This window comes from Gammaproteobacteria bacterium (genome assembly GCA_041395725.1).
In the GTDB taxonomy this organism is placed as follows: Bacteria; Pseudomonadota; Gammaproteobacteria; order Pseudomonadales; family Pseudohongiellaceae; genus NORP240.
The window spans coordinates 4522699-4541621 of sequence record JAWKZW010000001.1 but is presented as its reverse complement, the minus strand read 5'-3'; the positions used below and the strand labels follow the sequence as shown (position 1 = coordinate 4541621).

At 56.5% G+C, this 18923-nt stretch carries 14 protein-coding genes; 9 read left to right on the top strand and 5 right to left on the bottom strand.

The annotated features are described in order from the left end of the window. The first annotated feature begins 2 nt into the window (after positions 1 to 2). The 5 genes from R3F50_20085 to R3F50_20065 all read left to right on the top strand — a co-directional run bounded on the left by R3F50_20085 (position 3) and on the right by R3F50_20065 (position 5892). Entirely contained in the window at positions 3 to 866 is an 864-nt protein-coding gene (locus tag R3F50_20085; GenBank protein ID MEZ5492588.1) for a DUF4159 domain-containing protein, read from the top strand. Between the two features lie 17 nt (positions 867 to 883). After that, entirely contained in the window at positions 884 to 1915 is a 1032-nt protein-coding gene (locus R3F50_20080) for a MoxR family ATPase (protein ID MEZ5492587.1), read from the top strand. 119 nt (positions 1916 to 2034) lie between these two features. Beyond that, positions 2035 to 2928 carry a DUF58 domain-containing protein gene (locus R3F50_20075; GenBank protein MEZ5492586.1) on the top strand — a complete coding sequence of 298 codons (894 nt, stop codon included), beginning with the start codon at positions 2035 to 2037 and terminating at the stop codon, positions 2926 to 2928. Further along, positions 2928 to 4958, top strand: coding sequence for a VWA domain-containing protein (locus tag R3F50_20070; protein ID MEZ5492585.1), 2031 nt, complete (start codon positions 2928 to 2930; stop codon positions 4956 to 4958). Before R3F50_20075 ends, R3F50_20070 begins: the two co-directional genes overlap by 1 nt. Before the next feature lie 169 nt (positions 4959 to 5127). Beyond that, entirely contained in the window at positions 5128 to 5892 is a 765-nt protein-coding gene (locus R3F50_20065) for a hypothetical protein (protein ID MEZ5492584.1), read from the top strand. A gap of 488 nt (positions 5893 to 6380) precedes the next feature. Here R3F50_20065 and R3F50_20060 read toward each other — a convergent pair whose 3' ends face one another. Both R3F50_20060 and R3F50_20055 read right to left on the bottom strand, forming a co-directional pair. Continuing rightward, on the bottom strand, positions 6381 to 9554 hold the full coding sequence (locus R3F50_20060) for an efflux RND transporter permease subunit (GenBank protein MEZ5492583.1): 3174 nt from the start codon (positions 9552 to 9554) through the stop codon (positions 6381 to 6383). 24 nt (positions 9555 to 9578) lie between these two features. Continuing rightward, positions 9579 to 10703 carry an efflux RND transporter periplasmic adaptor subunit gene (locus R3F50_20055; protein MEZ5492582.1) on the bottom strand — a complete coding sequence of 375 codons (1125 nt, stop codon included), beginning with the start codon at positions 10701 to 10703 and terminating at the stop codon, positions 9579 to 9581. 461 nt (positions 10704 to 11164) lie between these two features. Here R3F50_20055 and R3F50_20050 point away from each other — a divergent pair, with 461 nt between their 5' ends. Beyond that, complete coding sequence (locus tag R3F50_20050) at positions 11165 to 11956, top strand: SDR family oxidoreductase (protein MEZ5492581.1); 792 nt, start codon at positions 11165 to 11167, stop codon at positions 11954 to 11956. Positions 11957 to 12087: 131 nt separating this feature from the next. On the opposite strand, the gene R3F50_20045 is transcribed toward R3F50_20050, so the two are convergent. Both R3F50_20045 and R3F50_20040 read right to left on the bottom strand, forming a co-directional pair. Then, entirely contained in the window at positions 12088 to 12621 is a 534-nt protein-coding gene (locus R3F50_20045; protein MEZ5492580.1) for a response regulator transcription factor, read from the bottom strand. Between the two features lie 3 nt (positions 12622 to 12624). Then, complete coding sequence (locus tag R3F50_20040; protein MEZ5492579.1) at positions 12625 to 13968, bottom strand: ATP-binding protein; 1344 nt, start codon at positions 13966 to 13968, stop codon at positions 12625 to 12627. A 244-nt stretch (positions 13969 to 14212) separates the two neighbouring features. Here R3F50_20040 and R3F50_20035 point away from each other — a divergent pair, with 244 nt between their 5' ends. Together R3F50_20035 and R3F50_20030 are read left to right on the top strand one after the other, a co-directional pair. After that, the gene (locus tag R3F50_20035) at positions 14213 to 15844 is read left to right on the top strand and encodes an acyl-CoA synthetase (protein ID MEZ5492578.1); all 1632 of its coding nucleotides are present in this window, start codon (positions 14213 to 14215) and stop codon (positions 15842 to 15844) included. A gap of 94 nt (positions 15845 to 15938) precedes the next feature. Beyond that, the gene (locus R3F50_20030) at positions 15939 to 16499 is read left to right on the top strand and encodes a YbhB/YbcL family Raf kinase inhibitor-like protein (protein MEZ5492577.1); all 561 of its coding nucleotides are present in this window, start codon (positions 15939 to 15941) and stop codon (positions 16497 to 16499) included. Positions 16500 to 16589: 90 nt separating this feature from the next. Here R3F50_20030 and R3F50_20025 read toward each other — a convergent pair whose 3' ends face one another. Further along, positions 16590 to 17318, bottom strand: coding sequence for a hypothetical protein (locus tag R3F50_20025; GenBank protein ID MEZ5492576.1), 729 nt, complete (start codon positions 17316 to 17318; stop codon positions 16590 to 16592). A 460-nt stretch (positions 17319 to 17778) separates the two neighbouring features. On the opposite strand from R3F50_20025, the gene R3F50_20020 reads away from it, so the two are divergent. Continuing rightward, positions 17779 to 18867, top strand: a complete 1089-nt coding sequence (locus R3F50_20020) for an MBL fold metallo-hydrolase (GenBank protein MEZ5492575.1) — start codon at positions 17779 to 17781, stop codon at positions 18865 to 18867. Positions 18868 to 18923: the final 56 nt, after the last annotated feature.

The following is an 18923-nucleotide window of genomic DNA, read 5'->3' as shown; positions in this document are numbered from 1 at the left end:
CAGTGAGAGTGTCAGGCAGGAACTATAGTCCCGGGTGGTTGGCCCTGCTGACGGTACTCGCCTTAAGTGGTGGTGCGGGGCGGGTCTCCGCACAGGTGCAACCACTGATGCTTGGCGGTGGCGAGGATCTTGCCCTTTATGGAACGGACATCACCGAATTCACCTGGGTGCGTGGAAAATACGCCAATTACGGTGGCGGACGAGGTGGCGGCTACGGGTTTGGCCGCCGGGGTGGCTGGTGGGATACCGACTACCCGGATTCCGATGAAAATTTTCTGCGCGGTGTACAGCGCTATACCAACGTTGATACCAATCCGCGAAATCATAGTTGGCTTGAACTGACCGACCCCCGCCTGTACGAACACATGTTCCTTTACATGAACTGGAAACGGGTTCCGATCGGCTCCACCTTCAGCGGCCCCAATTTTACCGCCGAGGAGATCGAGGCGCTGCGCGAGTTCATGTTCCGCGGCGGCTTTGTCATGGTCGATGATTTCTGGGGCGATGCGCACCTGGAAGACATGCGCACGGAGATTGGCAAGATATTTCCGGAACGTGAACTGGTGCAGCTGGATACCAGTCATGAGATCTTCCATATTTTTTTCGATATCGATGAAGTGGCCCAGGTGCCCGGCCGCATGGTGACCTGGGATCGGGGTGGATACTTCAATCTGGATGATCCGAATTATCCGCCGGCAGTTTATGCCATCCTGGACGACGACGGCCGAGTCATGATGGTGGCCAATTACAACACCGATCTGGGCGATGGCTGGGAACATACGTTCTACGAACCTTACCCTACCCGATACACTAATGAAGCTTACAAGATTGGTATCAATTTTTTGATTTACGCTTTTAGCCATTAAAACCACAGGAACTACCCATGGCAGAACTACAAGAAAACCCGGAAGCGATTGAAAGCCAGGACGATCTGGCTCTGGTTCAGAAGATGCAGGACGGTCGTGCGCAGATCGTCGCCGAGATTAAAAAGGTCATCGTGGGTCAGCAGGATATTATTGATGAACTTTTGATCGCGCTGTTTGCCGGTGGGCACTGTCTGGTCACCGGGGTTCCCGGGTTGGCCAAGACGCTGCTGATTAAGACCGTGGCGGATATCCTGCAGGTGAATTTCAGCAGAATCCAGTTCACTCCGGACCTGATGCCCTCCGATGTGGTGGGCTCGGAGATTGTGACCGAGGAGGACGGCCGCCGGGAGCTGCGTTTTGTCCAGGGACCGATCTTTACCAACATTCTGCTGGCGGATGAAATCAACAGAACCCCACCCAAGACCCAGTCTGCTCTGCTGGAGGCTATGGAGGAGCGGCAGGTCACGGCGGGTGGTCGTACCTGGCCCATGGCGAAACCGTTTTTCGTGCTGGCGACCCAGAACCCCATCGAACTTGAGGGAACCTACCCGTTACCGGAAGCTCAGCTGGACCGCTTCATGTTCAAGATAGAACTCGGCTATCTTTCCGAAGAGGACGAGGTGCAGGTGGTTGCCAATACCACTCAGATCAGGGATACGACACTGGCCCATCCCTTGAGTGGCGAGGATATTCTGGAGTTTCAGCGCATTGCCCGACAGGTCCCGGCGGCCGAGGCAGTGGTGCAGTACGCCGTGCGACTGGTGCACGCCAGTCGACCCCAGTCAGCCAATGCCCCGGATTTTGTCAAGGACTGGGTCAGCTGGGGAGCGGGCATTCGCGCCTCGCAGAACCTGGTACTGGCGGGCAAGGTCAGGGCTCTGCTGCTGGGTCGCTACAATGTGTCCTACGGCGATATTCGCGCACTGGCGCCTTCAGTCTTGCGGCATAGGGTATTACTTAATTTTCACGCTGAAGCGGAACGGGTCACTACCGACGACGTCGTGCGCAGACTGCTGGAAGCGGTACCGGAACCGGCGGCTACGATCTGAGTCGCTGCTTACCGTGTTCCCGTTGCAGAGTATCGGTATTGCTGGCACTGCCCTGGCGGGCGGTACCGGCAATCTCGGCAGACCCACAGGGTCTGTCCTTTTGGAAATAGGCTAGCAGTATGGCAGAGTCATTGAATTTTCTGGATCCCCAGGTGCTGGCCAGTCTGGACAACCTGGAGCTCAGAGCAAAGGTGGTTGTGGAAGGGTTTTTGTCCGGTCTGCATAAAAGTCCCCGGCGGGGATTCAGTGTGGAGTTCAACGACTACCGCAATTATTACCCGGGCGATGACATGCGGCACGTGGACTGGAAGCTCTACGCCCGCAGTGAAAAGTTCTATATCAAGCAGTTCGAAGACGAGACCAATGTCCGTTGTTTCATTGCTCTGGATACCAGCGCCTCCATGGATTACACATCCGGCGGCATCAGTAAACTGGAATACGGCAAGACGCTGGCGTCGGCACTTGCTTATTTTATTATGCGTCAGCGGGACGCGGTAGGACTTATTACCTTTGATGACAAGGTGCGGGATTTCATACCGGCTAAATGTCGGCAGCCTCATCTGATACATATACTGCGTACGCTGTCGGCCCTGAAGTCCGGCACTCATACGGACGCGGTGAAGCCGCTTTCCGACCTGGCTTCCCATTTGCGCAAAAAGAGCCTGGTCATCCTCATTACCGATTTGCTGGATGATGAAAAACGGGTGATCAGTGCGCTGCAGAACCTGCGCAGCATGGGCAACGATGTCATCACCTTTCAGATTATGGACGATGCGGAATTGAATTTTCCGTTCAACGAGGCTTCCGAGTTTGTCGATCTGGAAAGTAACGAAACGTTTATTACCTCCCCCGCGGCGATTCGTGACGCCTATTTGAAAAATCTGAACGAGTTTCTGGACTATTGCCGCAAGCAATGCCAGAGCAGTGGCGTCGACTACTGTCTGGTGAATTCCAGCAAGCCACTGGATGAGGCACTTTCATCCTATATCGCCAAGCGTGGCCGGGGGTACTGATGGTTTTTCTGTCGCCACTGTTCCTGCTGGGTCTGTTCGCCGCGCTGCTGCCGGTTGCGATCCACCTGATACGTAAGGAGAAACCCCCCAAGCTGATGTTCGGCACTATCCGGTTTCTCAAAAAGACATCCAAGAAACTGGTGCTGTTCCAGCAGATACAACAGTGGTTGCTGTTATTACTGCGCGCGGCATTGATCGCGTTACTGGTGTTCGCTTTTGCCCGGCCCCTGGTCAACCAGACCATGGCGCGACTGCTGGATGCCGACCCGGCTTCCGTGGTGCTGTTGCTGGATAACTCCATGAGCATGCGTTATGGCGACCGCTTCGAAACTGCCAGGCGGGAGGCCATCGACGTGATCGATGGGCTGAGCGCCGGCGACGAAGTGGCGTTGGTTATTTTCGCAGACGGGGTGGAAACCCTGCAGGAATTGACCACCGATCTGGACAGTGTGCGCTCCTCGATTCAAAACCTGTCCCAGGCAGGTTACGGTGGAACCCGGTTTATGCCGAATCTGCGCCTGGCTGACCAATTATTGAGTGAGTCCAGCTACGACAACAAGCAGGTTTACCTGATTTCTGATTACCAGCAGGTTGGACTCGATGCCAGCGATGCCGATTGGAAGCTGGCCCCCGGGGTGGCTTTTACCGGCATCAACGTGGCTGATGAGGAGAGTAGCAACCTGGTACTGACCGATGTACGCTCGCCTGAACGTCTGCTTGAAGGTGGTGGTGCCGAGCAGTCGATCCTGGCCCGTGTTCGCAGTACCGGATCAGTTTATCTCAGCGACGCTGAAGTCACCCTGGCGGTGGATGGCACTGTCGTGGACAGACAGCGGGTAGACTTGTCGGATGCCTCGGAGGCGGTGGTCAATCTGACCGGTGACTTCGCGGCGACCGGCATTCGGCGTGGGCAGGTAACTGTCGCCGGCGATAATTTCAGAGCCGACAACAGTTTCTACTTTACCGTCGACGTGGCCCGCAAAATCCGCGTATTGCTCGTAAACGGTGAGGCGTCTCCCAACTGGTACGACGATGAAGGCCACTGGTTTGGCCTGGCGGTGAGCAGTGCAGAAGTTTCACCGTTCAGCCTGGACACGATAGAGGCCAGTGGCCTGACACCTGAGCTGTTGGCGCAGCATGATGTGGCGGTTCTGCTGAATGTCGGTGGTCTCTCCTCATTCCAGGCCCGTGCCCTGGTGGATTACACCCGGGGCGGCGGAGGCCTGCTTATCGCGCCGGGAGACAGGGTAGACCCCGAACAGTTTAATCGTCTCCTGGGCGAGATCAGCCCTGCCGAATTGCGTGGCGCAAGCGACAGGTTTGTTGATGATTATCTGGTCATCGCCGATTTTGATCGCCGTCATCCGATCCTGCAGCCGCTGGATAGTGACTGGACGGCCCGATTTCAGCGGCACTGGCAGTTGGTTCCCACCGGCGATGCAGATGTACTGATGCGTTTCGACAACACGCTTCCCGCTCTTGTAGAGCGGCAGGTGGGTGAAGGTAAGGTGATACTGTTCGCCTCCACAATGGATCTTGAATGGAACAACCTGGCGCTGCAGGGCATGTACCTGCCGTTCGTTCATGAAACGCTTCGACACCTGGTAGAACCGGAAACAACCAGACGCGCCTATGCCATCGGCGAAACCATCAGTCTGGCGTCCCTGGCAGAGCCGGCAACCGCAGTGGCGGTCACGCTGCCGTCCGGAGACAGCCGCGACCTGGTGGTTGGCCGGGATTCCCTCGAGGCTACGGAACCAGGCTTTGTAGAAGTGGACCTTGACGGTACGACCGGGTATTTTGCGGTGAACCTGGCTCCCGAGGAGTCGAACCTGCTCGCTACCAGTGTGGGCACGGTAAACGACCTCATCATCAATCCTGAGACCAGTCCGATACAGTCGCGGGAGGTCAGAACGGCACAGATGGTGGCGGAACTTGAGCAGCCGCAGCGCATCTGGTGGTGGATTCTGTGCCTGGTAATTGTGTTGATGTTGGCAGAAGCCAAAATTGCCAATCAGACCTACAGATAGTGGCATTCTGCCTCAGGCGAGCTTTAACCAACTGATAACTAAAGATAAAAAAATAAGTGTTGTCATCGTTCTGTCATAATCCTGACATATTCGGTTAATTTTTACTCTGATTTCAGTTGTCAATGGCGCCTTATTCAGCCATATTTAGCGGGCATAGGAGCACGCTGAGATGGGAAGCAAAGGCTTACATTACGGGTTTACCCTGAGGGGAGTACTCGCCAGTCTGACGCTGGCAGTACCGGTGTTTCTGTTTGCCGATGATTCTCCTGTAGCAGCCGACTTCGTGAGCAGAGAGATTGCTCCGGCGGTTTTCAGGCCCGGTAATGAAGATCTTGTCGCCAGGCAGATAAGTTTGCTTGAAGACCTCGAAGTCCGTTACGGGCCCTACGATATTCGACTTAAGGAAGCGCTTAAAGGACTCGGCTACCGTCTCAGGAAGGACGGGCAGCTGCAGGCCGCCAGCGAGGCATACAAACGCGCGCTGCATATCTCGAGAATCAACGAAGGCCTTTACAATGAGTCCCAGCTGGCCATCGTTGAGCGGTTGATAGACGTCGATCAGCAGATGGGGCGCTGGGAAGAGGTCAATGACCATTTTGCCTACCTTGAGCACGTCTACAAGAAGCTTTATGGCCTGGAGGATCCGCGCCTGGAGGAGGGGCTTCGAAAGATAGTGGCCTGGCATTTTGACGCTTCCAATTTCAATCTCAACGGTAATCGTGTGGAGCATCTGCGCAAGGCCCATGACTTGCTGAAGCTGCGCCTGCAATCTGCCGAAATGACTCTCAGTGGCGAAGACCCGCTGCTGGATTCCCTCAAGCGCAATATTGAGCGTAGCGAGCGCTACCTGTATCTCAATTCCGATATCTACCGGGAGTTGTCCAGCGAGCGGCGCCGTACCATACGTGATCGCTACCTGGCCAATACTGACTGACAGTTCGTCCAGTTCCTGTAACCCGATTTTCTCCTCCCCTGTGTTTGAATCCGGAATACGGTGTGCCAACCGGTTACCAATCTGATAAAGCCTGATCGGGAGAATTTCAAACCTGCCGGAAAAAGGCCGGGCAGCTGTTTCTGTCGGATTGGCGGGCTGGGCTGGTGGAAGGAGCATCTGTGGCCGAGCAGGTCGCGGCGAGCCTGGTGCTTATGACAGTGGCAGCCGGGGCAGTAACCTGTTTTTCGATTGGAATATTGGCGGGCGCCGAAGCAAGAACTTGAAAGCCGCTCAATGCTAATGAAAAGGGGGGAACAAAGAAAAACTCCCAAGCCTTGCTGTCGACTCTTTCCCGATGACCGCCCTTTCCCTGACGGTAGTCAATCTGGAAAGTAAAAAAATACTACCATAGGTAAATTGCGATTGGCCGCCGATTACAAATTGTCACATCAATAGAACGATTGTTCATGGCGGCCGCCGCGACTCCTTCAGCTGCCGGCCAGGCCTGCCTGGGGAGCCAGGACATTGCTTTTACGTCGCCCCACGAGCTGCCTGAGACGCTCTGGCAAGGCCAGCAGGGCCGGTGTAACGATCAAGGTCAGCAGGGTGCCGAATGACAACCCGAAGACGATGGCGCTGGCCAGGCTGACCCATTGGGAGGTTATGGGCCCACCCACTTCAATCTCTGCACCGATCAGGTCGATTGAGACGTGCATCGCAAGGGGCAGCAGGCCGAAACCGGTAGTAAAAGTTGTCAGGAATACCGGGCGAAGCCTTTGTACCCCGGTGTGAACGATGACATCAACCAGAGACCACTCAGGATTGTTCTTGCGCAGAAAATTGTAGGTGTCGATCAGCACGATGTTGTTATTAACGATGATTCCCGCCAGTGCAACCACGCCCACGCCGGTCAGAATAACGCTGAACGCCTGACCGGTTATCAACAGGCCAAGTAGAACACCGGCGGTGGACATCAGAACCGAGGAAAGTATCAGTAAGGCCTGGTAGTAGCTGTTGAACTGGGTAACCAGCAGGATGGCCATCAGGGCCAGAGCCAGTGTGAATGCCTGGCCAAGGAATGCTGCGGAAGCTTCCTGCTCCTCGTTGGCGCCCCGGAAAAGAAAAACCAGCGAGGGGTCGACCGGATTTTCGTCCAGGTAGCGCTGCAGTTCCGCCACCTTGTTCGATGCCAGCACACCCGGTGCTGGATTGGCGCGTACGTAAACGACCCGGCTGCTGTCGACGCGCTGAATCGAACCCACCTTGGGCTGGGGCGTGCGGGTAATGAAGCTGGAAACCGGTACCGGCCCGTTTGCCGTGCTGATGCGGATAGTATCCAATTGTTCCAGCCCACGGTACTCGGCCGGGTAGCGGATTCGGATATCCACCTCCTCCTCGGTGTCGTTGGGCCGATATTCACCCATCATCACACCATTGGTCATCAACTGAATTGCGGTGCCGATTTCAGCGATGTTGGCGCCCATCATGGCGGCCCGCGCACGGTCTACCTCGATCTCCCATTCAATGCCAGGCACCGGCATCGTGTCGTCGATGTCGATCAGCCCGGTCATGCTGTTGGTCATGTAGTCGCGAATCCGGCGGCCTTCGGCGAACAGCAGGTCGAGATCGTCGCCGCTGAGTTCAATCTGTATCTCCTTGCCCACCGGTGGGCCCATCTCAATGGTCGCCACCTCGGCTTTCAGTCCCGGCAGGCCGTTAATGGCGTCGCGATAAAGGTTTTCCAGTTCGAAACCGTTAACATCACGGTCACGACGATCGATAAATTCAATGAAGATTGTTCCGACCAGATCCGGCGCGGTCTGTTGATCGCCACCCATTTGCTGCCCGGCACCTGACTGAGTGACGATGTTCTTGTAGTAGCCGATGGCTTCAATACGGTCTTCCACATCCAGCATGATGTCCCTGATCTCGGCCGGTGAATAGTTGCCCCGGGCAAAGACCTGAACCTGGGTCATGTTCGGTTCCACATTGGTGAAGAACTCCACGCCCCGACCAAACATGCCGTAAGCAATAACGATAACAACCAGTCCGACAATAGAGCCTGTGAAGACCAGAACCGGGCTTCTTACGGCTGACCGCAGCACTCTTGCGTAGACACCGGTGATACCACCGACCTTGTCCGGATCGCCTTCCTCGAGCTCCCGGAGACGTCGCGCAGAATCCTCCGCTCCCTTGGATTTACCCAGCAGAGCGCCGAGAGTTGGTGCAAAAAGCAGGGCGTAAAGAAGTGATCCCACCAGCACGGCGAATACTGTGATGGGCAGATAGCGCATGAATTCGCCTGACACACCCGGCCAGAACATCAGTGGCAGGAAAGCCGCCAGTGTGGTCGAGGTGGATGCGACAATCGGCCAGAACATGCGTTTAACCGCTTCTCTGTACGCGTCGATACTGTTCAATCCCTCGGCCATCTTCCGGTCGGCAAACTCTACCATGACGATCGCTCCGTCGATGAGCATGCCCAGGCCCAGCAACAGGCCGAAGATAACCATGAAGTTGTAGGTAAACCCGAGGCCGGAAATGATGATGAAGGCAAAGAGGAAGGAAAACGGCACAGCCAGCGTAACCAGGATTCCGGAACGGATGCCCACGGATCCGATCACCACGATAAGGACCAGTATCATGGCGGTGGCCATGTTGCCCTGCAGCCCCATATTCTGCTCGATTACCTGGGGGATGGTATTGTTCAGGTATTCGATTTCCACGGCGGGTGGCAGGGTCGGCTTCAGTCGATCGACGATGGCCTCGATGCCGTCCATCGCTTCGATCAGGTTGGCCCCCTTGCGCTTGTTGATGTTCAGAGAGATGGACTGAAAACCGTTGGCGTAAGAAAAGCGGGTCGCATCCTTGAAAGTGCGCCGCACATCTGCCACATCACTGATAGTCAGCACACCCATGCTGTTGGAAGCAATCGGCAGGTTATACAGGTCATCAGCCGTTTCAATAAGACCCGGTACCTTGACCGAAAAACTGCCGCGCCCGGTATCGACAGCCCCGGCGGGAATCAACCGGTTGTTGGTTGTGACTGCCTGGACGATCTGACTGTTGGTTATCCCGTAGGTTTCCAGTTGCCCCGGATCAATGGTGGCCTCCAGTAATTCCTCCCGGTTTCCCACCATGTCGGCAGAAAGCACCTGAGGCAGAGTTTCAATATCACGCTGCAGATCCTGGGCCACCTGCAACAGAACGCGTTCTGGAACATTCTTTCCCCCGATGGCTATCTGAACAATCGGAAGAGTGGCTGCGGCCACTTCCTGAATTATTGGCTCCTCGGTGTTCTGGGGGAATTTGGCCTGGGCGCGGTTGATTGCTTCCCTGACTTCAATCAGTGCATTGCTGGAGTCGAAGCTGACATCAAACTCGGCAATAATGGTGGCGGCACCTTCGCTGGAAAAAGATGACACCTGGGTAATTCCGTCGATAGTCTTCAGTTCCACTTCCGCCGGCTTGGCCAGCAGCCTTTCGGCATCTTCCGGGGAGATGCCCTCGTGAATGATGGTGCTGACAATAATCGGTACTGTCACGTCGGGATTCAGTTCGACCGGAATAGACCGGTAAGCGCCCAGGCCCGCCAGCATGATGACAACGAATACGCTGATAGTGGTTCGTGCTCGCGATACGGCAGCGTCAATATATCCCATGATGTTTATTCCTCTTACAAGGCACTAGCGACTGGTTTGCGCCCAACTGAAATCTGATTCGACCTGCTGTCCGGGGAACACGATTTCCTGCCCATGGGTAATCAGGGTAACCTGATTGGGCAGACCGGTAACCCAGACGCCGGCACTTACCTGGCTGGTTTCATCACCGACGACGGTGACCGGCATGAAAGTAACCGTGTTCTCGTCATCGAGTGTTTTGACACCGACGATACCGCTGTCATCCAGGGTCAGGGCGGAGGGTGGAATGAGGTGGGCGCGGGTGGTAGCTGCGGCGATGAACATCTCAGCGGTTATGCCATCGCGGATACCGTCCGGTTGCTCGGCGGTGGCTTCAATGCGGTAGCTGCGTGACATCGAATCCGCGCTCCGTGACAGATAGGTGACCGTCGCGGCGACTTTTTCGCCAGTCAACAGTTCTGCGTCAACCCGGGCGCCGGGCTTGAGCTTGCCAATCTGCTGCTCGGGGACCATGCCGACCAGCAGCATGGGGTCGTCATCCAGCAGGGAGGCGCACACGGCGCCCCGGTCCAGCAGGTCGCCGACCTCCGCGGGCCGGCGTTCAACAATCCCGTCGAAGGGTGCCTTGATGCGGGTATTGTCCAGCGCCAACTGGGCGCGGGCTAAAGCCGCAGTGGCTGAGTCATAGGCGGCTTTCGCCTGGACCAATGACACTTCCGAGGTCAGCCCCTGGCGACGCAGATCCTGGGTTGCGTCGTACTCCACCCTGGTCTGTTGCTGCCGGCTTCTGGCCTCCATCAGATCGCTTTCCCGGGTATCCACGGCTATCTCGCACAGCACATCACCGGTTGTCACCCGCGAGCCTTCGACCACGGGTGTGGCGACTACTCTGCCAGGCTGCTCGGCACGTATGTCAACCCGCCGAAATGCCTCGGTCCGGCCCCGGACCCGCACGTACTCAACGTAATCCTGAGCGGTAAGCCTGGCGGCCCGGACCGTAAAGCCAGTGATGTCGCTGGTACCAATCTGCTGATCATCGGCGACTGCGTTGATGGTAATCTGCGCTGCCTCGGCCACGTCGGTATCCAGGGTGTCGGAAGAGCGGGGGAAAAACATCCATAGTGCTACCAGTGCGACTATGCCCACGGCAACCAATTGCTGTTTATTCAAGGTGTAACTCCTGGATCCTCTGTAATAATGACAAACTTACGACGGTCGTGCAGTCGAGGATCAATTCTAGTTTGTTGACTGGCGGTTGGACTGTGCCGAAAGTCACTACCACGATCCACCCGGAGTCACACGCTACCTGGTGGCATGCGGTCGGCCGACTGCTGTCGTGATTGATGCTTGGTATCCCTGTTATTGACTTGACCCGCCGCTGCGGGTTGACAGATGACTTCCCTGGACTGGAGGCGCTATCGGCTGGCAGCCTCAAAAACGTTACGTATTGTAACGCCAGAGCGGGGAATTGCAATTCCTTTGGCATCCTGATTCCTGTCGGCACACCCTGTTGATGCTATGTGTTTAGTCTGACAATTCTGTTACAGTCTGGCTCGCGGCAGCCGGGTAAATCAGTGTTTTCGGCACCGCCTGACGCTGGGATGAGAGACTCGCGGGAAACGGGGATTGGCATGAAAGATTTCACTGACCAGGTAGCAATCGTAACGGGTTCCAGTAGCGGAGTGGGGGCGGCAACTGCCAGATTGCTCGCCTCGCTTGGGTGTCATGTGGTTATTAATTACAGCACCAAAAAGGATGCTGCTGAGGCGGTGGCCGGGGAATGCCGACAGCACGGCGTGGAGGCTCTTGTTTCCGGGGCCAACGTGGCCCGCGACGAGGACTGTCGGGCGCTGGTAAAGCAGGTGCTGGCCAAATGGGGGCGCGTGGACGTGCTGGTCAATAATGCAGGGACCACCAAGTTTGTTGAGCACAGCAATCTTGACGGACTCAGTGAGGAAGACTTCCAGCGTATTTACGGCGTCAACGTGGTCGGCGCCTACCAGATGACCCGGGCTGTCAACGAGGTCATGCAGGAGCAGGCCACCGGTGGCAGTATCGTCAATGTAGCCTCAACCGCTGCGATCAACGGCATCGGCAGTTGCATCGCCTATGCGGCCTCCAAGGGGGCGATGGTCACCATGACCCTGTCACTGGCCAGGGTGCTGGCACCGAAAGTGCGGGTCAATGCCATATGCCCCGGGTTTATCGAAGGTGACTGGCTGCGCAAGGGAATGGGCGATGCACGCTATGAGGCCGTGATGCAAAGTAATCGGGACAATGCGCCACTGGGTGTCAATGCAACCCCTGAAACCGTGGCCGAGGCTATTCTGCATTTTATCGTAGGCCCCAGTGTGGTTACCGGCGAGACGCTCATCGTCGATGGTGGTCGCCACCTCAACCAGGTCCCTTTGACCCGGCGGTGATGACGAGACCGCGTGCTGTGGCTCAACGGGCCCCGATCGCCAAAGGGCTGTGCAAGCAGCGGGGCTGAGGCTCCCTGGGTCATTCTTCAGAAGCAGCGGATCACAAGGGCTGGATCAGGAGTGCCGGAGCTTTACTTGGCGACCGGTCGTTTCTGCAGTTTTCGCTGTAAGGTGCGGCGATGCATTTTCAGCTGCCGCGCGGTCTCCGAAATATTGCCATTGTTTTCCTGCAGCACTTTCTGGATATGCTCCCATTCCAGGCGTCGCACTGACATGGGTTCCTGGTTGGCTTCGCTGACGTTTGCCTTGCCGGGCTTCTCCAGCAGCGCCGCAAGTATTTCATCGGTGTCAGCCGGTTTGGCCAGGTAGTTGGTGGCACCGAGCTTGATCGCTTCCACGGCGGTGGCAATGCTGGCATAACCGGTCAGAATCAGGGTTTTAATCTCCGGGTTTTCCTCATTTAATACCGGTATAAGTTCAAGTGATGTCTGACCGCCCAGGTTCAGGTCCAGGATGGCATATTGGAACGTATGATTGTTAATCAGCTGGAGCGCTGTCTCCAGTGTTTCGGCATGGGATACGGCGTAACCCCGCAGGCCGAGCGCACGGCTTATGACGCGGGCAAAGACCGGGTCGTCCTCGACCAGAAGCAGGTTACTGTCCATGGTTCAATCTCCAGTCCTGCTCATGGCAGAGGATCTGAGTGGCAGGTGAATAACAGTCTGTGCACCCCCGGTTTTGCGGTTGAACATCTCGATGCTGCCGCCCGCTTTCTGCAGTGTGGCATTGGCCAGGTAGATACCCAATCCCATGCTGTCTTCCCGTGTTGAAATGAAGGGCTCTCCCATGCGCTCCATCACTTCCTTGGGGACTCCGGGTCCATCATCCTGTACTGAGATCTCGACGCTATCGGCGGGATCCTGCAGGACGCGAAAGCTTACCTGGGTTTCGGATCGGGCAGCCTTGATGCCGTTTTCTATGATATTGATCAGGGCGTGGTTGATGTTCGGATCCCTGGCCATCAGCGACCCGGCGTCGGCTTCAGAGATGGAGAAACGAATGGTTGCCGACGGATGAATATTGGTGATGTAGTCCTTGATGCTCTCAACAAAATCACCGAGGCCTACGGTGTCTTCAGTGTTATCGTATTCCTTGTTGTAGTAGTCGGTCAGCTGTTTTAGAGAATTCTTGCAGCGTTGCACCTGCTGCCGGAGCAGGGAAATGTCCTCCTTGACTTCTTCACTGCCTACTTCCTCCACGCTCAGCTTATCCATTTCGGCAAGCAGGACCGACATGGTCGAGAGAGGGGTGCCCAGGGCATGGGCGGTGCCGGCCGCGAGGGTGCCGATCGCCACCAGTTGTTCATTGCGCATTTCGTTTTCCCTGGATTTGGCAAGGGTCAGTTCCCTTTCCCTGATGGTGCTGGCCATGCGGGTCACAAAAACCGAAATCAGTATTGCGCAAACAACGAAGATTGCCCACATGCCTACCAGGTGCATCTGAAAGCTCATCATGGTGTCGCTTTCAGCAGAGTCGGTGCGCAGGTCCAGCCAGATAAACGTGGTGTAGACCAGAATGCCCCCGAAGGCGAACAGATTTGCCTGGGTTCTGGTAAGGAAGGTTGCCCCAACGGCCAGCAGTACCAGCAGGTAGGAAATAAGCGGGTTGCTGGCCCCGCCTACAGTAAGCAGTACCAGGACCAGAAAGAAGACATCGATCATCAGGTGCGTGAACAGCTCGGTGCTGCTGATCACTCTGGCAGCGGAGAGCCGCCATATTCCCAGCAGGACAGAAAAAAAGATGCCGATAAACACCAGCGCCATCGGTGTCGCCGGGACACTGCCGCCGGAATAGAAACGGTAGATCAGTAATCCCAGCCCGCCCAGCAGGGTCACGGAAGCGCGGATCAACAGCAGCAGGGAGAGTGCCTGGCGGGCGGTGCTGGTGCTGTCGCTCAGGGAGAAAGACGCGAACAGGTTTTTGAATCCGGTGTTATACATTTCGGTAGTCATGGGGCGGTAGTTTAACCCATAAAGGCAAGACTGGTACTGATCGCCGGCTGATCGGCTACCATGCCGGCCCGCAGACGGGAGCAGAGCGGAATCCTGCCCATACCGGCTGGCCAACGGGCTGCGGTAGCTGCTGACTGCAGCTGAGGCCGTTGCCAACCCCTTGCGGGTTCTCTGGACTGGTAATTTTAAAGCGTGTCATCATTGGGCAAACGTGGTTTAACCAGCAACACTGTAGGCGAGAGACATGAGCAGCACGAATATCTATGAGCAGTCTCTGGAGCGCAATGCCGCCAATTTCGCTCCACTGACACCGCTTTCCTTTATCGAAAGGGCCGCCAGCGTGTATCCGGACCGGGTTGCATTGATAAACGGCGCTCGGCGCCAGACCTGGTCAGAGACTTATCGGCGTTGCTGTCTGCTGGCATCGGCGCTGCGCAAGCGAGGGATTGGTAAAGGTGACACCGTGTCTTTCATGGCAGCCAACACGCCGGAAATGTTTGAGGCGCATTTCGGCGTACTGATGCCCGGTGCCGTATTGAATGCCCTGAATACGCGGCTCGATGCCAGAGCCATCGCGTTTATTCTGGAGCACGCTGAGGCCAGGGTGGTGTTTACCGACCGTGAATTCAGCGCAACGATCAAGGCCGCCCTGGCGCTGTTGTCTGACAAACCACTGGTGATCGATATAGATGACCCGTCGTACGAGGGCGGTGAGCTGCTGGGTGAAATGACCTATGAGGAATTTCTCGAGGAGGGTGACCCGGACTATGCCTGCTTTCAGGTCGAGGATGAGTGGCAGGCCTGCTCTCTGAACTACACGTCCGGCACAACCGGCAATCCCAAGGGGGTTGTTTACCATCATCGGGGCGCTTACCTCAACGCGGTGTCCAACGCCTTGAGCTGGGATATGACCAGCCATCCGATTTACCTGTGGACCCTGCCCATGTTCCATTGCAACGGCTGGTGTTTCCCCTGGACACTGGCGGCGATGAACGGTACCAGCGTGTGTCTGCGCCATGTGCGGGCCGACGCTGTTTTCGAGGCTATCCGGGTCCATCAGGTCAGTCATTTTTGTGGCGCACCGGTAGTTCTGAATACACTGATCAACGCGGACGAATCGCTGAAGCAGGGGATTAAGCACAAGGTCGGGGTCATGACGGCAGGAGCGGCGCCACCGGCGGCCGTGATTGCCGGAATGGAAGAAATGAACTTCAGCGTATCCCACGTTTACGGGTTGACCGAGACTTACGGTCCTTGTGTGGTGTGTGCGCCCCAGGAAAACTGGGCCGACCTGTCCATAGCCGACCGGGCTGAGCTGCTGGCCAGACAGGGTGTGCGCGCGCCTCTGCAGGATGAGCTGATGGTGGCCGATCCGGAAACTTTACAACCAGTCCCCAAAGACGGCGCAACCATGGGGGAAATTTTCATGCGTGGAAATCTGGTAATGAAAGGTTATCTGAAAAACCCACCAACCACGGAGGAATCGTTTGCCGGTGGCTGGTTTCACTCCGGTGATCTGGCCGTGTGGCACCAGGACGGCTATGTGCAGATCAAGGACCGTTCCAAGGATATAATCATTTCCGGCGGCGAAAACATCTCGTCGCTGGAATTGGAATCGGTGTTATTCAAGCATCCTAAGATACTGGAGGCGGCAGTGGTGGCAGCACCGGACGAGAAATGGGGTGAGGTGCCCTGTGCCTTTGTCACGCTGAAAAACGGCCAGCAGATGAGCGTTGATGAGCTGGTTGCTTATTGTCGCGCCGAACTGGCGGGCTTCAAAATTCCCAAGAAGGTTGTTTTTGGCCCGATCGAAAAAACCTCAACGGGCAAGGTGCAGAAGTACAGATTGAGAGAGCGTGCGGCCCAGGCGGACTAGCCGTTCGACGCTCAGATGCAGTTGAGCCGTATTGATCAGTGAGGGCAGGCACTATAGTTTGCCAGTTACCAATAACGAGAAGGAATCCCACAGTATGAAAATGACATCAGGTATTCTAGTGGCCGGCCTGCTGATGCTGGCCAGTATGGTGCGGGCCGCGGACGCGCCCGAGACGGTCAGGGTCGCCAGCAGTGCATTCGACAACCATGGCACGGTGCCCCTGGCGTACACAGCCTACGGGGATAATCAGTCGATAGATATCAGCTGGACCAATCTGCCGGCAGGTACTGTCGAGCTGGCGCTGATCTGCGATGACCCGGTAGTGGCGATGTCGCAGCCGTTCGTGCACTGGGTGGTCTACAATATCCCGGCTTCCGCCCCGGGGCTGCCGGCCGGAATGCCGGCTGATTCTTCGCCGGATCTGCCCGGGCTGGAGGGTGTGACCAATGGTGTGAGCGGGGTAAGGCGACCTGGTTACTTTGGTCCCAGGCCTCCGGTAGATGGTCTGCTGCACGCCTACCATTACCGGGTTTATGCGCTGGATGCTGATCTGGATCTGCCCGAAGGGCTCAACAAGGATGAGTTACTGGCAGCAATGGAAGGTCACATACTGGCAACCGGCCTGTTGATGGGACACTATCAGCGAACCGAATAGTCAGTGCTCAGTGGCATTGAAGGGGGCTGGTCAGTGCGGGTGGGGCCGGACTGGTCGGCTGCCTGGGCGCTGCGCTTTGGCGCTCCTGCTTCAATAGTGCCGAATAATCTCGCCAACCTGCGCCCCTTCGGCAATTTCCAGGTCGACGCGCCGATACAGGTGAATGTCCCCGGCCACCGATGAGCTGCTATCGATACGAATCAGCGGCTTGTTGTGTGAGCCGAACCAGCCATTCAACCAGCTGCGGCGTTTCTTCACGATGAGATCACCTGCCACATGGCTGCCGTCCTGCAGGGAGATGTCGCCGTTCTGGGTGACGATATCACCGCCTACCCGGGCGCTTCGCAGCCGGATATCACCATTGGTTGCCCGCGTTTCACCGGACACTTCAGTGCCTTCGCTGAGACTGATGGAGCCGTTCACGCTGGTCACCGGGCCGCGGACCTTCCCGTTTCTACCCACATGAACCCTGCCATTGACGGTCGAAACCCGCTCCCCAATGTTGACGTCGGAGCCAACGGTGATGCTGCCATTCACCGTATTCACCCGTTCTACGGCACTGTTGTCGGCGATGTCGATGCCCCCGTTGACGGTTTTAACCTGTTGAGCTGTGGCGCCCCGTTCAATGGCGATGCGGCCATTGACTGTAGAGACATCGGCGACGAGACTGCCTGGCGCCACTTCGACCCGGCCGTTCACTTTGCTGATATCGCGCAGGCCTTCCCCGGCGCTGGCATCGGTTCCGAAAAGATAGGCTCCGAGCAGCAGGGCCAGCAGGGTGGCCGTGCTTATTCTGGCATTATGGTTTAAATCCCGCATTGTGCTTTCTCCTTTGAGAATCTTTCTGGTTAGACGCTTCCCGTCTCAATCGGGTTACAAAAATTTTTGGCGTTGGTCACTTCTGCGTCTGTGTGAGGAATCTTAGCAAGAGGCTTGCCATAAAATATAAAAACATAAAAAACAATAAGATAAGATTCTTTTATCAAATAGTTCTTAAGTTGAGATGGGGGAGCTGACGACTCAGCTGGTCAATTTCGCCAATTTCTCCCGCATCGTCGCAGCGTATCGTTCGACATCCGTGGCGGTGTGACCAGGCTGGCCTGAGACTATCCGTTGGACTTCTGGCTGGACTGCAGCCCGCTGCAGAAGCCCCGCGGCAGCCGGATTCCCACAAGTTATGGATTGAGCGGATGACAGGCGCCGCAAAGCTTCTCTGGGGCCAATAATTTAGGTACGATGCGCTACTTGAAAACAACCTCAGCGAGGATTAGATCGGGCCATGACTCGACGAAAAAATGCTTCATCTCTAATAAAAATATCTATAGCTGTCTCGGCATTACTGATCATCGCCGCAGGCTTTGCGGCCAGTGCCCATTCCCAGACTGGCAGGGTGGTTGAATCGGATACACACCGCTTTACCGAACTGGCCGAGGGCGTCTGGCATGGCGTCGGGACCGGCCGGGTGCATGTCATGAGCAATGTCATGGTCCTGGTAGGGGAGTTCGATACCCTGGTCGTGGATTCCCATGTCACACCCGCGGCAGCCCGTTCCCTGCTTGACTCACTGTCGGTGTTGAGTGACAAGCCGGTCCGGTATCTGGTCAACAGCCATTATCACTTTGATCACGCCCACGGCAATCAGGCGTTTCCCCGCGAAGTGGAAATTATTGGCCACAGTTTTACGCGCCAGAAACTGAATGGCGAACTGGGCAATGTGCTCGAAGAATCCACTTTCCGGAGCTTTTCAGACGGCGTACCCAGCACGGTTGCCAATCTGGAGCGTCAGGCTGCGGCCGAGCAGGACCCGGCGCGCCGTGCCCAGCTTGAAGAGCGGGCGAGTGTCCAGCGCGACTACATGAATGCCATCCCGGAGGTAACTCCGACGCCGCCCAACATCACCCTGGAAGAAAAAATGACTCTGTTCCAGGTAGTTGAGCGGGGCAGCCGTGAAATCCAGTTGCTGCATCTCGGGCGGGCCCATACCGGCGGTGACGTTGTGGTCTACCTGCCTCAGGAGCAGATTGTCTTTACCGGAGACATGATGCTGCCAAGCCTGTCCTATATGGGTGATGCCCACGTGGACGAATGGCCTGATACCCTGGAAGCCCTGAAGACACTGAAGTTCGACTGGGTGTTGCCTGGTCATGGGCAGCCCTTCAGTGACAGGGCGGTCATCGATAATTTTCAGGCCTACCTGGAAGACCTGTGGGTCAAAGTGGCGCGCCTCAAGGACCAGGGGCTGAGTGCCGAGCAGACTGCTGAACAGATAGATCTGACCAACCACAGCGCTAACTATCCCCAGCTGCGAGGGCCCGGTGCGGACCCGCGGGCGGTGCGGCGTATCTATCAGCTACTGGATAACCGGTGAAACACGGCCTGGCCGCTGCCGGGCCGCTGCTGTTCCTCCTTGACCTGTATCAAGCA

Coding starts and splice junctions, on each gene's coding strand:
- R3F50_20025 (MEZ5492576.1), bottom strand. CDS start 17,318: ATGCGGGATTTAAACCATAATGCCAGAATAAGCACGGCCACCCTGCTG.
- R3F50_20045 (MEZ5492580.1), bottom strand. CDS start 12,621: ATGGACAGTAACCTGCTTCTGGTCGAGGACGACCCGGTCTTTGCCCGC.
- R3F50_20080 (MEZ5492587.1), top strand. CDS start 884: ATGGCAGAACTACAAGAAAACCCGGAAGCGATTGAAAGCCAGGACGAT.
- R3F50_20065 (MEZ5492584.1), top strand. CDS start 5,128: ATGGGAAGCAAAGGCTTACATTACGGGTTTACCCTGAGGGGAGTACTC.
- R3F50_20020 (MEZ5492575.1), top strand. CDS start 17,779: ATGACTCGACGAAAAAATGCTTCATCTCTAATAAAAATATCTATAGCT.
- R3F50_20040 (MEZ5492579.1), bottom strand. CDS start 13,968: ATGACTACCGAAATGTATAACACCGGATTCAAAAACCTGTTCGCGTCT.
- R3F50_20030 (MEZ5492577.1), top strand. CDS start 15,939: ATGAAAATGACATCAGGTATTCTAGTGGCCGGCCTGCTGATGCTGGCC.
- R3F50_20075 (MEZ5492586.1), top strand. CDS start 2,035: ATGGCAGAGTCATTGAATTTTCTGGATCCCCAGGTGCTGGCCAGTCTG.
- R3F50_20050 (MEZ5492581.1), top strand. CDS start 11,165: ATGAAAGATTTCACTGACCAGGTAGCAATCGTAACGGGTTCCAGTAGC.
- R3F50_20035 (MEZ5492578.1), top strand. CDS start 14,213: ATGAGCAGCACGAATATCTATGAGCAGTCTCTGGAGCGCAATGCCGCC.
- R3F50_20070 (MEZ5492585.1), top strand. CDS start 2,928: ATGGTTTTTCTGTCGCCACTGTTCCTGCTGGGTCTGTTCGCCGCGCTG.
- R3F50_20060 (MEZ5492583.1), bottom strand. CDS start 9,554: ATGGGATATATTGACGCTGCCGTATCGCGAGCACGAACCACTATCAGC.